This is a genomic window from Halomonas sp. V046, from assembly GCF_052645355.1.
Map to the genome: position 1 here is coordinate 157,975 of NZ_JBQXYF010000004.1, position 13,206 is coordinate 171,180.

12 protein-coding genes are annotated in these 13,206 nt (G+C 64.2%); 11 read left to right on the forward strand and 1 reads right to left on the reverse strand.

Translation table 11 applies throughout. The features are described 5' to 3' along the window. Positions 1-163: 163 nt before the first annotated feature. Positions 164-1,237, reverse strand: coding sequence for a 3-deoxy-7-phosphoheptulonate synthase (locus tag ACUN9Y_RS06770; RefSeq protein ID WP_445459919.1), 1,074 nt, complete (start codon positions 1,235-1,237; stop codon positions 164-166). Positions 1,238-1,546: 309 nt separating this feature from the next. Here ACUN9Y_RS06770 and rpoE point away from each other — a divergent pair, with 309 nt between their 5' ends. The 11 genes from rpoE to pdxJ all read left to right on the forward strand — a co-directional run bounded on the left by rpoE (position 1,547) and on the right by pdxJ (position 13,151). Continuing rightward, positions 1,547-2,152, forward strand: coding sequence for an RNA polymerase sigma factor RpoE (rpoE, locus tag ACUN9Y_RS06775; RefSeq protein ID WP_445459920.1), 606 nt, complete (start codon positions 1,547-1,549; stop codon positions 2,150-2,152). 231 nt (positions 2,153-2,383) lie between these two features. Further along, positions 2,384-3,115, forward strand: a complete 732-nt coding sequence (locus ACUN9Y_RS06780) for a sigma-E factor negative regulatory protein (RefSeq protein ID WP_445459921.1) — start codon at positions 2,384-2,386, stop codon at positions 3,113-3,115. Positions 3,116-3,609: 494 nt separating this feature from the next. After that, the gene (locus ACUN9Y_RS06785) at positions 3,610-4,758 is read left to right on the forward strand and encodes a MucB/RseB C-terminal domain-containing protein (protein WP_445459922.1); all 1,149 of its coding nucleotides are present in this window, start codon (positions 3,610-3,612) and stop codon (positions 4,756-4,758) included. A gap of 96 nt (positions 4,759-4,854) precedes the next feature. Further along, a complete protein-coding gene (locus ACUN9Y_RS06790; RefSeq protein ID WP_445459923.1) occupies positions 4,855-5,334 on the forward strand; it encodes a SoxR reducing system RseC family protein in 480 nt (159 codons plus the stop codon). 139 nt (positions 5,335-5,473) lie between these two features. After that, positions 5,474-6,895 (forward strand): DegQ family serine endoprotease, encoded by a 1,422-nt coding sequence (locus ACUN9Y_RS06795; RefSeq protein ID WP_445459924.1) that lies wholly within the window; start codon positions 5,474-5,476, stop codon positions 6,893-6,895. A gap of 211 nt (positions 6,896-7,106) precedes the next feature. Next, entirely contained in the window at positions 7,107-8,924 is a 1,818-nt protein-coding gene (gene lepA, locus ACUN9Y_RS06800; protein WP_445459925.1) for a translation elongation factor 4, read from the forward strand. An 11-nt stretch (positions 8,925-8,935) separates the two neighbouring features. Further along, positions 8,936-9,739 carry a signal peptidase I gene (gene lepB, locus ACUN9Y_RS06805; protein WP_445459926.1) on the forward strand — a complete coding sequence of 268 codons (804 nt, stop codon included), beginning with the start codon at positions 8,936-8,938 and terminating at the stop codon, positions 9,737-9,739. 55 nt (positions 9,740-9,794) lie between these two features. Further along, positions 9,795-10,484 carry a ribonuclease III gene (gene rnc / locus ACUN9Y_RS06810; RefSeq protein ID WP_445459927.1) on the forward strand — a complete coding sequence of 230 codons (690 nt, stop codon included), beginning with the start codon at positions 9,795-9,797 and terminating at the stop codon, positions 10,482-10,484. After that, positions 10,481-11,380, forward strand: a complete 900-nt coding sequence (gene era / locus ACUN9Y_RS06815; RefSeq protein WP_445459928.1) for a GTPase Era — start codon at positions 10,481-10,483, stop codon at positions 11,378-11,380. Before rnc ends, era begins: the two co-directional genes overlap by 4 nt. A gap of 113 nt (positions 11,381-11,493) precedes the next feature. Beyond that, entirely contained in the window at positions 11,494-12,201 is a 708-nt protein-coding gene (recO, locus tag ACUN9Y_RS06820; RefSeq protein WP_445459929.1) for a DNA repair protein RecO, read from the forward strand. A 116-nt stretch (positions 12,202-12,317) separates the two neighbouring features. Beyond that, the gene (gene pdxJ, locus ACUN9Y_RS06825; protein WP_445459930.1) at positions 12,318-13,151 is read left to right on the forward strand and encodes a pyridoxine 5'-phosphate synthase; all 834 of its coding nucleotides are present in this window, start codon (positions 12,318-12,320) and stop codon (positions 13,149-13,151) included. The last annotated feature ends 55 nt before the right edge of the window (positions 13,152-13,206 follow it).

A 13,206-nucleotide genomic window follows, 5' to 3' on the forward strand; every position in this document is an offset into this window, starting at 1 on the left:
TATGTTCCGGGCTATGTCCTGGTCTATTTCCTGCGCCATGTTGCCCCGGCCTGTGCCCTGTCCTGGGCCTGTGACCTTGGGGGAGCCCGGCGCGGCGATCTCCAAGGCCAGTGTTGCGGTCTGGCCCTGGAGGCGTGGGCGTGAAGGTTCGGGTGTGCGGCCTTTACGAGACGCGTTTGGCGAGTACCGGTGCCAGTCGTTCGTTCATGCTGCGCAGGGCCTCGACGCTGGTGTCCCAGTCGATGCAGGCGTCGGTAACGGACACGCCGTAGGCCATCTGGCTGCGGTCTTCGCTGAGTTTCTGATTGCCCCAGCCGATATTCGACTCGACCATCAGGCCGATGATGGAGCGGTTGCCGTCGAGAATCTGATGGGTGACGTTTTCCAGCACCAGCGGCTGCAGCGCGGCATCCTTGTTGGAGTTGGCGTGGGAGCAGTCGATCATGATGTTGGGCTTGACCCCGGCCCTCTTGAGCTCCTGCTCGGCCAGCGCAACGCTGACGCTGTCGTAGTTGGGCTTGCCATTGCCGCCGCGCAGCACTACATGGGCGTAGGCGTTGCCCCGGGTGCGAATGATCGCCACCTGGCCGCGCTGATCGATGCCGAGGAAATTGTGCGGGTGAGACACCGACTGCAGCGCATTGACCGCGACGTCGAGGCTGCCGTCGGTGCCATTCTTGAAGCCCACCGGGCATGACAGGCCGGACGACATTTCGCGGTGGGTCTGGGACTCGGTGGTCCGGGCGCCGATGGCCGACCAGCTGATGCAGTCCTGCAGGTACTGGGGCGATATCGGGTCCAGCGCCTCGGTGGCCAGCGGCAGGCCGAGCTCGGACAGTTCGACCAGCAGACGCCGGGCGATGTGCAGACCTTCTTCGATCTCGAACGAGCCGTTCAAGTGGGGGTCATTGATCAGCCCCTTCCAGCCGACGGTAGTGCGCGGCTTCTCGAAGTAGACTCGCATCACGATATACAGGCTATCCTTGACCTCATCGGCGAGCCGGCGCAGGCGGCGAGCATAGTCCAGCGCCGCATCCACATCGTGGATGGAGCAGGGCCCGACGACCATCAGCAGGCGCGGGTCCTTGCCATCGAGAATATTCTGGATGGTCTCGCGTCCCTCGATGACGGTGGTTTCCGCCTCGGGCGTCAGGGGGATTTCCTGCTTGAGCTGCTCGGGTGTGACGAGAACGTCCTGGGCGAGAACGTTGAGGTTGTTCACCTGCTGGTCGGACATGGGGGCTACCTGTGGGGTCGTGGCGGCGCGCGGGCGCGATGTGCATGGCCCTACTATCCCTTGAGCCACGGGCAAATTCAATCGCCCGGGGGAACCTTGCCATACGCGGGTTGTCGTAGCGCGACAATGAAATGCAGGCAAAGGAAGCTTGATGCAAGCCCGTGAAACAGGAACACTTGTTCCTTTTGTCGTGACGAATCCCATGATCCGATTTCAGCCACCGGGCCTCAGGTTGACCTATGCTGCCCCAAGCGTCTTCAGTGCGAACACCGTCGCGACTCACTTCCGGCCCGTTCGGGGAGGAGTCGCATGAGCAGTAGGGAAACCGATCAGCAGTTGGTCGAGCGAGCCCAGAAGGGCGACAACCGTGCCTTCGATCTGCTGGTCAAAAAGTACCAGCACAAGATCCTCGGCCTGATCGGGCGCTACATCAACGATCACGCCGAAGTGCAGGACGTGGCTCAGGAAGCCTTCATCAAGGCGTACCGAGCGCTGGGAAAATTTCGCGCCGAGAGTGCCTTCTATACCTGGATGTACCGCATTGCGATCAACACCGCCAAGAACCATCTGGTCTCTCGGGGGCGGCGACCGCCGGGCAGTGACCTCGATATCAACGACGCCGAAATGATCGACATGAGTGGTCGGCTGTCGGATATCGAGACGCCGGAAGCAGCCATTGCCCGCGATCAGCTTGAGGCGGCGGTGTTCGAGGCCATCGAGAATCTGCCCGACGATCTGCGTACCGCGATCACCCTGCGCGAGCTCGACGGGCTGTCCTATGAGGACATCGCCCAGATCATGCAGTGCCCGGTCGGTACGGTACGATCGCGTATTTTCCGTGCCAGGGAGGCCGTGGACCAGCATATTCAGCCCCTGGTCACGACCACCCGCAACGCTGAACCCGTGCCGGAATAGGTGACTCCTGCGGCGCGTTCAGGCAGATGAAATCGATCTGGCCGGTGATTTCCCCATTTTTTTCATGATAAGGATGAACTGATTGGTGTTTGCCGCGTCTTACCCTGTGACTGGCCCAGCGTTTTACGGGCCGCCAGCCGCAATGCGGCGCTCGTCGGGAGCCATAGACAAGGGCCCCGATGGGTCAAATGACCATGAGGCGCAACGCTTCGTCGATGTGAGGTGTGGAGAATGAGTCTGAACGCACGGGAATCGCTTTCAGCCCTGATGGACAACGAAGGTGACGAACTCGAGTTGCGCCGGGTGCTCAAGTCACTGGAAACCGATGGTGATGCCGCTTCCGCCTGGCGTCGGTACCACCTGATGAGAGCTAGCATGCGACGCGAGTCCGATATGGATCCGTCGGTGGACCTGTCGGCCGGGATCATGGCACGCCTTGCCGATGAGCCGGCGCCCCTGCTCGACGATGCCACAGCGGGCCGTGCCGGTCGCGTGGCCAGCCTTCCCTTCGCCCGGGGGGCCGGTATCGCTGCCGCCGTGTCCTTGATGGTGATCAGCGGCGTGCAGTTTTACAACGGTTCGTTCAGTGGTAGCGCTGGTTCGGCACCGGCGGGAGCCGGTTCGGAGCTGGCCACTGGCACCCAAGCCTCGTCGCCGTCGGCGGTGAGCACGGTGTCCGCCGGTGGGGCAGAGCTCGCTGCGGCGCGGCCTTCGCTGATCGATCTGCCGATGTTCCAGTCGTCTGGCGGCGGTAACAGCGGGCTGATGACAGTGGGTGCAAGCCCGTCATCACCGATGTTCATGTCACCGTCTTCGGAGCAGTCGGCACGCGCCGACCAGGCCCAGGCGCGGCTGTTGCAGTCGTATCTCGATCGCCATGCTCAGGGCGCCGCCTTCAGCAGTGCCGATAGTTGGATGCCGATGGTGCGGGCCCTGCCCGGTGAAACCGCCGACGCTCGTTAAATCGGCTGGTGCGACACCGCACAAACCCGATATCGCCAGGGCAAGACGGTTGGTATGGCGAGAAAGGCTGCCTCGGTCACGTTACTGGGCAGCCGTCGGGGGCGGAGCTCTGGCGCTGGGTGCAAGCGAAAGGGCGTTCCAGCGAGAGTCCGTTCAAGCAAAGGCAAGGAAACGCAGCACAGAAGAATGTAGAAGCAAAAATTGCAGCAAAGAAACGTACAGCAACGGAAAGGGGGCGCCGACACAAAGTCGCGCGCCCTTTCTTATGCAAGTGGCATGCAGCTGACGTGTGCCCGGCGGGCAGGGTCCGCCCACCGCATCGGCTTGCCATCGGTCCCGAGCGGCCCCGTCTTTCGTTCGTGTCGCGACCGGGGCCGACGCCGACGCCGGTCTACCGACGGCGTGCTGTCTTCTCACAGCGATGCAGAGCGCGTTAGGATCGATGGTCACTGTCAGCAGTATCTGAATCAGGTCGCCCCGTCCAGGAAGGTCCTATGCCATTCCCATCCCTCTTGTCCCGTTCACTGACCCTTGCCGTGCTGTCGCTGGCCGTGCCTGTCCTCGGTGGCCTGGCGTTGCCGGCGATGGCCGCCGACGATGAGGTCACTGGTGCGCTCGCGTCCGAGCAAGCCTCGGCCACCACGACCCAGTCCGTTTACGATTGTCGTGAACTGGACTCGGTGGCGGCCCCTGTGAGTGCTGTGCAGTGGTTCGAGCGCAGCGTCTGGGCGACACACTGCTATCGCTATCAGGCCAGGGCGGTACAGATCGTCGATGATCAGGTCGCGACGCTGTCCTTGGCACGCGACGTGCAGGACGGCGTCGAGCGTGAGCGCCTGCACTATCTTGACGGGCCCAGTCGGTCGTTGTTGCGCGAAGGCGGATCGCTGCGCTTTCAGTTGAACACGGCGCCTGGCGCCAGTGGCGAGAGGGAACACCAGGGAGGCGCGGACGATGCAACGGCAGCCAGCGTCGGTCGCGGCGCCGAGGGTCCGCCCCCCGACGGATCGGCACCGGCCTCGCCTGAGGCCCTGGTGGCCCATCTCGTGCAGTACTACGAGATCACGCTGGACGGCCAGGAGCGCATCGCCAATCGCGTCAGCGAGCGACTGCGCCTAGTGCCACGGGATGACCTGCGTTATGGCTATCGCCTGTGGCTCGATCGCGCCACGGGGTTGCCGCTCAAGCGCATGCTGGTCGATGGCCAGGGGCGAGCGCTGGAGACCTTTCAACTGGTGGGGCTGACGCCGCCCGAGCGTTACGAGGGGGAGGTTCGGCTGTTGGCGCCGGTCTCCAGCGCCACCTTCCCGTGGCGCGCTGGCTGGTTGCCACAAGGCTTCGTGGCGCAGCCGCTGATGGCCATGGCGTCTGGCGAGGAAGGACCCAGGCGCCATCGGCTGTACAGCGATGGGTTGTCGACCATCAGCGTTTTCGTCGAGCCGGTGTCGACGACCGAGGCCTTGCGACCCGGCCTGCATCGCCTCGGCGCGAGCCATGCGGCGGTGCGGCGATTCGAGACGGACGGCCACGCTCTGCAGGTCATCGCGGTGGGAGAGTTGCCGCCTCGGGTACTGTTGCGTATTGCCGAGACCCTGGAACTTGCGCCCGAGCTTCCTTCCGGCGCCGCCGAGTCGTCCTCTTGATGTTGCCCGCGAGGACGCCGCTTGCGGCATGTCGCGAAACCCGAGTGGGTTTCGGCCAGGGAGGTGCCTTGGGTGGCGCCCGGCAGGAGCGTTGGCGTGACGTCTGAGTCGTTCACCTCGCGACCCGGCGCTACCTGTGGCGTGACCGCCGAGGGCGTCGTGGTGGGCTGGGTGACGGGCGGGGTACGCGTCGCGCTGTCCTCCCCGCGCGGTTGCTCGGGGTGCTCGCGCCGGGGTGGCTGCGGAGCAGGGGTGTTGGAGCGCGCCGGGGCTCGCGATTGGCAGCTTGAGGTAGCCGCCGACCCGCCGCCGGCCATCGGCAGCCGGGTCGAGGTGGGCGTATCCGCCGCGACCCTGACCCGCGCCAGCGTGCTGGTCTACGGCATCCCGTTGTGGCTAGCGCTGGGCGTGGCCTGGGGCGTCGATCGGATGTATCCGGATCATCTTGGCGTGCCGGTGGCCTTTGGGTTCGGTCTCGCGGTGGGGGGGCTGGCCTTGCGCCGCTATTTGCGCCGTCGAGACTCTCGGTTCCGTCCGATTCTGGTGGATCCCGGTCGATCCGCGGCGCCACCATAAGGCTTCGCCCTTCGCAGGTCGAGTGCGCCGCGTTGATGATTTGACCGCTAATCAATGAACCTTTTCCGCCGGGCGCGGTAGATCATAGGGCAACCCTTGCGTTGTTACCTCGCATCCTTTGTCGTAGCAGGAGTTTTGCATGAAGCCAATAACTCGAAACCTGACCCTGTGGATGGCGCTGGCCGTCGGGGTCGTGTTCGCCCAGTCGAGCATGGCCAGGGAGCTGCCGGACTTCACCGAGTTGGTGGAGCAAGCCGCTCCCGGGGTGGTCAATATCTCGACCACCCGGATAACGGAACGGTCGGCGTCGCCGTTTGACCAGTTCGGCGGTCAGGACATGCCCGATATCTTTCGTCATTTCTTCGGTGATCGCATGCCCGCGCCGCCGGGGGGGCGCGATTACAGCGAAGAACGCCAGTCGCTCGGCTCCGGCTTCGTCATCGATGCCGACGGCTACATCATGACCAACGCCCACGTGGTGGACGGCGCCGACGAGATCATGGTGCGCCTCAATGATCGTCGCGACCTGAAGGCCGAGCTGGTGGGCGCGGACGAGAAGACCGATGTCGCCGTGCTCAAGGTCGACGCCGACAATCTGCCGACGCTGAATCTGGGTGACTCCGACGGGCTGAAGGTCGGGGAGTGGGTGGCCGCCATCGGCTCGCCGTTCGGTTTCGACCATTCGGTGACCGCCGGCATCATCTCGGCGATCAATCGCACCTTGCCGCGCGACGCCTACGTGCCCTTTATCCAGACCGATGTGGCGATCAATCCGGGGAACTCCGGCGGGCCGCTGTTCAACCTCGACGGCGAGGTCATCGGCATCAACTCGCAGATCTTTACCCGCAGCGGTGGCTTCATGGGCCTGTCCTTCGCCATCCCGATCAATGTGGCCATGGACGTCGCCGATCAGCTCAGGAGCGAGGGTCATGTTACCCGCGGCTGGCTCGGTGTGATGATTCAGCCGGTGTCTCGTGATCTGGCCGAGTCCTTCGGCATGGACCAGGCCGAGGGGGCGCTGATTGCCGACGTCGATCCCGACGGCCCGGCGGCACGCGGTGGCCTTCAGGCCGGGGATATCATCCTGTCGGTGAATGGCGAGAACGTCGAACGCTCGAGTTCCCTGCCGCGCCTGATCGGCAAGGTGAGCCCGGAAAGCGAGGTGGAGCTGACGCTGCTGCGCGGCGGTGAGCAAGTGACCGAGAGCGTTACGGTGGGCAATTGGCCAGAGACGGCAGAGGGGAGTCAGGAGCGTGGCGGGTCGTCACCGGCGCGTCTTGGCATCGCGGTGCAATCGCTGTCCGACGCCGAGCTTGGCAAGTTTGCCATCGACAGTGGCGTGCGCGTCACCGAAGTCGACCCCCGTGGCGTCGCCGCCGCTTCCGGTATTCGCGCCGGCGATGTGCTGGTCAGTATCGACAATCAGACGATACAAAGTGCCCGCCAGCTGACCGAGGTGGTGAGCGGACTGCCCGCCGATCGGGCGGTGCCGGTGCGTCTGTTCCGTGACGGACGCTCGCTGTTCGTCGCCTTGCGGGTGGCCGAGGAATCCGACGACTAGCCGCCCTTCAGGCGGACTCCATAGGCCTGGTGGCACAGGCCGATGTTCCTGGCGCCCGGTGACGATTCACCGGGCGCTGGTGTGTCGGCATCGGCTCGGCGTGCGTCGGCACTGGGATGCCGGTACAATGGCGCCAATTTCTTCCTCGCGTCGTCCAGGCATCCTCCGCCGCATTGCACCTGACGCTCTCTTTGAAACGGAAACCTCTTGCATGTCAGAGACTGATAACCGAAAGGTAATCAATAATATACGTAACTTTTCGATCATCGCGCATATCGATCATGGCAAGTCGACCCTGGCCGATCGCCTGATCCAGAGCTGCGGTGGCCTGACCGAGCGTGAACTCAAGGAGCAGGTGCTCGACTCCATGGACCTGGAGCGCGAGCGCGGGATTACCATCAAGGCCCAGTCGGTGACGCTGGACTATACGGCCGCCGACGGCGAAACCTATCAGTTGAACTTCATCGATACGCCGGGGCACGTGGACTTCTCTTACGAGGTCTCGCGCTCCCTGTACGCCTGTGAAGGCGCGCTGCTGGTGGTGGACGCGGCCCAGGGCGTCGAAGCCCAGTCGGTGGCGAATTGCTACACCGCCATCGAGCAGGGCCTCGAAGTGCTGCCGGTGCTCAACAAGATGGACCTGCCCCAGGCCGATCCGGACAAGGTCGCCCATGAGGTCGAGGAGATCATCGGCCTGGACGCCACCGATGCCTGCCAGGTATCGGCCAAGAGCGGACTGGGGATCGATGCGCTGCTGGAGCGGCTGGTGCGCGACATCCCGCCGCCCAAGGGCGACCCCGAGGCTCCGCTTCAGGCGCTGATCATCGACTCCTGGTTCGACAACTACCTGGGCGTGGTGTCGCTGGTGCGTATCTTCGATGGCACCCTCAAGAAAGGCGAGAAGATTCGGATTATCTCGACCGGTCGCGACTGGCAGGCCAATGAGGTCGGGATCTTTACCCCGCTGCGCAAGTCCACCGACGTCCTGCGCGCCGGTGAAGTCGGTTTCGTGGTGGCGGGCATCAAGGACATCCAGGGCGCGCCGGTGGGGGATACCATCTCCCACGCCAAGACGCCGGACGTGAAACGCCTGCCGGGCTTCCAGAAGGTCAAGCCGCAGGTCTATGCGGGCATGTTCCCGATCAGCGCCGACGATTACGAAGACTTCCGCGACGCCCTCGAGAAGCTGGCGCTCAACGATGCCTCCCTCGACTACGAGCCGGAGAATTCCGACGCCCTCGGCTTCGGCTTCCGGGTCGGCTTCCTCGGCACGCTGCACATGGAGATCGTCCAGGAGCGGCTCGAGCGCGAGTACAACATGGACTTGCTGACCACGGCGCCGACCGTGGTCTATGAGCTTGGCATGAAGAATGGCGATGTCCGCTACGTGTCCAACCCCTCCAAGTTGCCCGACATGGCGGACGTGGACGAGATGCGTGAGCCCATCGTGCGGGCCAGCATCCTGGTGCCGCAGGAGTTCGTCGGCAACGTCATCAGCGAATGCGAATTGCGTCGTGGTAGTCAACTCGACATGCTGTTCCTGGGCAGCCAGATTCAGCTGACCTACGAGCTGCCGATGAGTGAGGTCGTGATGGACTTCTTCGATCGACTGAAGTCCATCTCTAAGGGCTATGCCTCCCTCGACTACAACTTCGAGCGTTTTGACGAGGCCAAGCTGGTACGCCTGGACGTGCTGATCAACGGCGATCGCGTCGATGCGTTGGCGGTCATCATTCACCGTGACCACGCCCATTCACGCGGCCGGATCCTGGTCGAGAAGATGAAAGAGCTGATCCCGCGCCAGATGTTCGACGTCGCCATTCAGGCGGCCATCGGCGGTCAGGTCGTGGCGCGGTCCACGGTCAAGGCGCTGCGCAAGAACGTCACCGCGAAGTGTTACGGGGGCGACATGACTCGCAAGAAGAAGCTGCTCGAGAAGCAGAAAGCGGGTAAGAAACGCATGAAGCAGGTCGGCCGGGTCGAGATTCCCCAGGATGCCTTCCTTGCCGTGCTCAAGGTGAACGATTAGGAAGGACTGACATGGATTTCTCCCTGCTTCTGGTGATCGCGGTGGCGATCACCGGCGCCATCTGGCTGCTCGATCTCATCTGGTGGCGTCCGAAGCGTCGGCGCGTGACCGAGGCAGCCGAAGCCGGTACCACCGAAGGGGTGGACCTGCCGGCACGTCAACGGGCCGTCAAGGACCCGTGGCCGGTGGACTACGCCCGCTCCTTCTTTCCGGTGCTGCTGGTGGTGCTGGTGCTGCGCAGCTTTCTGGTCGAACCGTTCCAGATCCCGTCGGGGTCGATGCGCCCGACGCTGGAAGTGGGCGACTTTATCCTCGTCAACAAGTTCGCTTATGGCCTGCGCTTGCCGGCCGTCAACACCAAGTTCGTCGATATCGACGAACCCGAACGTGGCGACGTGATGGTGTTCCGGTTCCCCCAGGACCCGTCGGTGAACTTCATCAAGCGGGTCGTCGGGCTGCCGGGTGACCGTATTCGCTACGTCGACAAGCAGCTCTACGTCAACGGGGAGCCGGTGCCCAAGTCGCTGATCGAGGCCGGTCCCGAGAAGGCGCCAGGAGAGCTTGAACTGGCCGAGCAACTGGGGCAACACGAGCATCGCATTTATAATAATCCTCGGGACCCGGGTCCGCTGGTGCATGAGGTGGTCGTGCCGGAAGGCAAGTATTTCGCCATGGGCGACAATCGCGACCACTCCAATGACAGCCGCTACTGGGGATTCATCCCTGAGGAGAACATCGTGGGCAAGGCGTTCGCCGTATGGATGCACTGGGACGGTGGGCTGCCGAGCTTCTCCAGCGTACGGCTGATTCCATAGTCGCTGCGTTCCCCGTTCCCCTGCCCACCGTCAGACAACACTTATCAGGAGCGTCGTGAGCAATCCCCTGACTGCCTTCAGCCGCCGTATCGGTCATGAGTTCGCTGACCCCGGCCTGCTGGAATTGGCCATGACCCACCGCAGTTTCGGTGGGCGCAACAACGAGCGTCTCGAGTTTCTCGGTGACTCCATCGTCAACTTCGTCATCGCCGAGGCGCTGTTCCAGCGCTTTCCCGAGGCTCGAGAAGGGCAGCTCTCGCGGCTGCGCGCGCGCCTGGTCAAGGGCCAGACGCTCGCCGAACTGGCGCGCGAGATGAGCGTCGGTGAGTGCCTGCGCCTCGGTTCTGGCGAGATGAAGAGCGGTGGGCACCGTCGCGAATCGATCCTTGCCGACGCCGTCGAAGCGGTGATCGGCGCGATCTATCTCGACGCTGGCATGGACCAGGTGCGCAGCCGCGTGCTGGCCTGGTTTGCCGAGCGCCTCGAGGCGATCGACCTCAAACAGTCGCAGAAAGACCCCAAGACTCGGCTGCAGGAGTTTCTGCAGTCGCGTCAGTCGCCCTTGCCGCGCTATGACGTCACCTCGGTGGAAGGCGAAGCCCACGCGCAGACCTTCACCGTGGAATGCCACGTGGAGGTGCTCGAAGAACACACCGTGGGGACCGGCTCGAGCCGTCGCCACGCCGAGCAGCAGGCCGCCGAGCGTGCCCTGGTCCTGCTCGACCCCAAGGGAGTCAGTGCATGACCCAGACCTGCGGTTTTGTCGCCATTGTCGGGCGGCCCAACGTCGGCAAATCGACCCTGATGAACCGGATCCTCGGCCAGAAGATCTCGATCACCTCGCGTCGTCCCCAGACCACCCGTCACCAGGTGATGGGCATCAAGACCGAGGACGAGGCGCAGTTCATCTACGTCGATACGCCGGGTATTCACATCATGGCCAAGGATCGCAACAAGGCGATCAACCGTTTCATGAACCAGGCCGCGGTGCAGGCCCTGCGCGATGTCGACTGCGTGGTGTTCATCATCGATCGGACGCGCTGGTCGGAGGAAGACCAGATCGTGCTCGATCGTCTGGCTCACGTGACGGCGCCGGTGATTCTGGCGGTGAACAAGGTCGATCGGCTCAACGACAAGGCGAGCCTATTGCCGTGGCTGTCCGATGTCGGCGCGCGTCGCGATTTCGCGGCCGTGGTGCCGATCTCGGCCAAGCACGGCAGCAACGTGCCGGAACTCGAGGTCGAGATCGCCAAGCACCTGCCCGAGGGCATTCACCACTTCCCTGAAGACCAGGTCACCGACAGAAGCCAGCGCTTTCTGGCGGCGGAGCTGGTGCGGGAAAAGGTCATGCGTCAGCTCGGCGACGAGTTGCCTTACCAGATGACGGTGGAGATCGAGGAGTACCGAGACGAGGGCCGGGTGGTGCACATCAGTGCCCTGATTCTGGTCGAGCGTCAGGGCCAGAAGAAGATCCTGATCGGCGACAACGGCGACCGGATCAAGAACATCGGTCGTGAGGCGCGTCTGGACATGGAGCGGGCGCTGGACAGCAAGGTGATGCTGAACCTGTGGGTCAAGGTCAAGCGTGGCTGGTCCGACGACGAGCGGGCGCTGAAGAGCCTCGGCTACGACCTCGACTGAGGTGCGCACCGCCGGTCTCGAAACGCGGCCGGCGCGAGGCTGAGGCCGCGGTCCCGTCGGGTCTTGTCCCAACGTCTGAGGCACTTTTCTAAGGATTCGGTGGAGTTCACGCGATGCAGCCCCAGCCCGCCTTTTTGCTGCACAAGCGCCCCTACCGTGAAACCAGCGCCCTGGTGGAACTGCTGACCCTCGATCATGGTCGAGTGCGCGCGGTGGCCCAGGGCGTTCAGCGTCCGGGCAGTCGTAGCCGCGCGCAGATGCAACCCTTCGCTCCGCTGCACTTGACCTGGCAGGGTGAGCGCGACCTCAAGCGCTTGCGCCTGATCGAGTCGCGCGGGGCCGCGGCGATGCTGGCCGGCGAGGGCCTGCTGTGTGGGCTCTATGCCAACGAATTGCTGACGCGCCTGCTGCCGGTGGAGTTGCCGGTGGCCGACGTCTTCGCGTTCTACACCTCGACCCTGGCCGCCCTGGTCACGCCGGCTTCCCGGGCCACGGCGCTCCGACGCCTCGAGCTTGCGCTGCTCGAGGCGCTGGATGCGGCGCCGCGTTTCACGCTGCCCGATGGCGGGTCACTGGATCCTCAGGCCGCGTATCGCTTCGACGTGGCGAGCCGGGCTTTTGTGCCGGCGCCTCGCGGTATCGACGGACGCACGCTGCGTCTGCTGGCGTCGTCCGACTGGGGGGAGGCTGGGCTTGCCGGCGCCGCGAAGGCGGTGACGCGTGCGGCGCTGTCGCCACTGCTCGGCGAACGCCCGTTGCGCTCCAGGGCGCTGATGCAGGCCCTGGCCGAGCGCCGGCGTGGGTCGGTCGTGACGGGCTGAGAATGCCGCCGTGACGGTGCTAGAATCGCTGAGCTTGCCAGGGCGGCTGGAGTGCCTCCGGCACCTGCCGGTGCTGGCTTGCGCTACTACGTCTTTTCACTAATCGGAGAACACCGATGCATGCTCCTCGCCTGTTGCTCGGCGTCAACATCGATCACATTGCCACCCTGCGTCAGGCCCGTGGCACCCGCTATCCCGATCCGGTACAGGCGGCCCTGGTGGCCGAAGAGGCCGGCGCCGATGGTATTACCGTTCATCTGCGTGAGGATCGTCGCCATATTCAAGAGCGTGACGTGCGACTGTTGGCCGAGGTGCTGAACACACGCATGAACCTCGAGATGGCGGTGCTTGAAGAGATGCTGGTGCTGGCCGAGGACGTGCGCCCGGCCCACGTCTGCCTGGTCCCGGAAAAGCGTGAAGAGCTGACCACCGAAGGCGGCCTGGACGTGGTCGGACAGTTCGCTGCGATCAAGGATGCCTGCGCGCGTCTGGCGGCTGCTGGCGCGGAGGTATCACTGTTCATCGATCCCGAGCCCGATCAGATCGAGGCGGCGGTGCGCGCCGGCGCGCCGGTGATCGAGCTGCATACCGGTGCCTTTGCCGAGGCCATCGGGCGCGATGACGCGACGCGCGAGTACCAGCGTCTGGTGGCGGCCACCGAGATGGCCGGCGAGCTTGGCCTGATCGTCAACGCGGGCCATGGGCTGCACTATCATAACGTCGAGGCAATCGCCGCGATCCCCGGCCTTCATGAGCTGAACATTGGTCACGCCATCATCGCGCGGTCGTTGTTTGTGGGCCTCAAGGAAGCGGTGGCGGAAATGAAGCGGTTGATGCTGGCGGGCTACGAAGCCGGGCTGGTGGCTGCCATCGACGACTTCGCCGAGGAGCACGACCATGAGCATGACCATGCCGATTGCCACCCCACCGACCATGGCCAGCGGCATTAACGCCCTGGCTGGCCTTCACCCAGCGGGACAAGGCCCAGTGAGAAAGGGCCCGGCG

Coding starts and splice junctions, on each gene's coding strand:
- ACUN9Y_RS06770 (WP_445459919.1), bottom strand. CDS start 1,237: ATGTCCGACCAGCAGGTGAACAACCTCAACGTTCTCGCCCAGGACGTT.
- ACUN9Y_RS06785 (WP_445459922.1), top strand. CDS start 3,610: ATGCCATTCCCATCCCTCTTGTCCCGTTCACTGACCCTTGCCGTGCTG.
- ACUN9Y_RS06795 (WP_445459924.1), top strand. CDS start 5,474: ATGAAGCCAATAACTCGAAACCTGACCCTGTGGATGGCGCTGGCCGTC.
- recO (WP_445459929.1), top strand. CDS start 11,494: ATGCAGCCCCAGCCCGCCTTTTTGCTGCACAAGCGCCCCTACCGTGAA.
- ACUN9Y_RS06780 (WP_445459921.1), top strand. CDS start 2,384: ATGAGTCTGAACGCACGGGAATCGCTTTCAGCCCTGATGGACAACGAA.
- pdxJ (WP_445459930.1), top strand. CDS start 12,318: ATGCATGCTCCTCGCCTGTTGCTCGGCGTCAACATCGATCACATTGCC.
- lepB (WP_445459926.1), top strand. CDS start 8,936: ATGGATTTCTCCCTGCTTCTGGTGATCGCGGTGGCGATCACCGGCGCC.
- era (WP_445459928.1), top strand. CDS start 10,481: ATGACCCAGACCTGCGGTTTTGTCGCCATTGTCGGGCGGCCCAACGTC.
- rpoE (WP_445459920.1), top strand. CDS start 1,547: ATGAGCAGTAGGGAAACCGATCAGCAGTTGGTCGAGCGAGCCCAGAAG.
- lepA (WP_445459925.1), top strand. CDS start 7,107: ATGTCAGAGACTGATAACCGAAAGGTAATCAATAATATACGTAACTTT.